We start from the raw sequence: 2,078 nt of genomic DNA, 5'->3' as shown, positions 1-2,078 counted from the left end.
AAAGCCTTTGGATTGCCGTCAATCGGTGGAAAGGACTCGATGAGCGGAACATTTAACGAAATTTCCGTACCGCCTACATTGGTATCATTTGCAGTAAGCGTTACAGATGCCGAAAATGTAATTTCTAGCGAATTTAAAAAGGCTGGAAACAATGTGTACTTGATTACAACGCCAAATGATGAAAATGATTTGCCAAAACTTGATGAATTAAAAGCAAATTTTGATTTTATAACTGAAAATATAAGAAATAAAAAAATTGTATCTGCTATGGCTGTGAAAAATGGTGGAATTGCAGAAAGCGTTGCAAAAATGGCATTTGGAAATAAACTGGGTGTGAATGTTTTGGCACAAATTGATGAAAATGACTGGTTTAAAGTAAATTACGGAGCATTTATTGTGGAAACTGCTGAAAATATTGAGCATAAAAATGCGATGTTGCTTGGAAAAGTTACTGATGAAGCCAAAATTGATGTAAATGGAATAACTTTTGAATTGGATGAGTTAATCGGAAATTGGGAAAACAAACTTGAAAAAATCTTCCCAACAAAAAAAGAAGTGGCAAAAGAGCATGAAATTGCACATTGTGAAGGCTTAAAATATGAAAAACTTGCTAAGATTGAGCATGAAAATATAATTAGTAATATCTCAAACACTTATGCGAAACCTAGAGTGTTTATACCAGTATTTCCAGGAACAAATTCAGAATATGATTTAGAAAGAGCATTTAACCGTGAAGGAGGAATTTCTAAAATAGGAGTGTTTAACAACTTGTCTCACAGAAATATTTTAGATTCAATTGACAATTTTGTTAAGGAAATTAATAATTCGCAGATTTTAATGCTGCCAGGTGGCTTTAGTGCAGGAGATGAGCCAGATGGTTCTGCTAAATTCATGGTTGCCGTTCTAAAAAATAAAAAAGTAAAAGAAGCTGTAGAAAATTTACTAAAAAGAGATGGACTAATCTTAGGAATTTGTAACGGTTTCCAAGCACTTATAAAATCAGGATTACTTCCTTACGGGGAAATTCGTGAATTGAACGAAACTTCACCAACTTTGACCTTTAACGCAATTGATAAACATATGTCAAAAATCGTGCAGACAAAAATTATTACAAATAACTCTCCGTGGCTTTCTGATATGGAAGAGGGAGATATTCACTCTGTTGCAATTTCTCACGGTGAAGGAAGAATAATTATTACAGAGGAAGAATACAAAAAATTATTCAAAAATAATCAAATTGCAACAAAATATGTAGGTTTAGACGGAAATTCAACAATGGATTCTCAATTTAATCCAAACGGTTCATATTATGCAATTGAAGGAATGCTTGCTCATAATGGTAGAATTTTTGGGAAAATGGGACATTCTGAAAGAAAAGGCAAGAATGTTTATAAAAATATTTATGGGAATAAGGAGCAGAATATCTTTAGAAATGGAATAAAATTTTTTAAATAAATAATATCTTTTTTCTTATAAATAATAAATTTTTAATCGAGAGGAATTTTTATAAAATTATGAATAAAAAACGATTATTCTTAGTGATTATAACTTTTCTATTCATTATAAACTGTCATTCAAATCAGGAAGATGGAATAACGATAGAAAAAATATTACATTTTCCAGAAAAAACTGAAAATAAGAAGACAAACTATTATGATAAAGAATACTTAAAGGAACAAGATATAAGAAACAAGAAAGGTGAGTATAGCCTGATTTTATCAGGTTATGCTTATTCACCAGATAAAGATGCCTATTATAATGTTTACAGGTCGAGCTTCCTAGATGAAAATGGTAATTTTGTAAAAGGAACACCTAAGAATATTGAAGATTTTCTTGTATATGAAAAAGTAATGGATGTTGGATTAGGAACTTTTTATAAAGAGATTGATAATCTTGAAAAAGTAGAAAAAAAAGAGCCTAAATTAGCAGAACTTGATAAGTATGTACAGGATTGGATAAATGTTCTAAGAGAAGAAAGGACAAAAATAAAAGAAATTAGAAGTTATTATGAAACTGGAGAATATAAAAAAGATGATTATTCAAAAGGCAAAGTTTTGAATGATGAATATTTAAAAATT

2 protein-coding genes are annotated in these 2,078 nt (G+C 30.0%); both read left to right on the top strand.

From position 1 onward, the window contains the following. The coding region (locus tag Q0370_RS07750; protein WP_299574245.1) for a phosphoribosylformylglycinamidine synthase subunit PurQ at positions 1-1,455 on the top strand (1,455 nt) is incomplete at its 5' end. A gap of 59 nt (positions 1,456-1,514) precedes the next feature. Then, positions 1,515-2,078 (top strand): DUF3829 domain-containing protein (locus Q0370_RS07745; RefSeq protein WP_299574243.1); only part of this gene is annotated, 564 nt, incomplete at its 3' end.

Origin of the sequence: uncultured Leptotrichia sp., from assembly GCF_938036635.1 — a bacterium.
GTDB lineage: Bacteria > Fusobacteriota > Fusobacteriia > Fusobacteriales > Leptotrichiaceae > Leptotrichia > Leptotrichia hongkongensis.
This window is presented reverse-complemented; position numbering and strand designations above follow the sequence as displayed.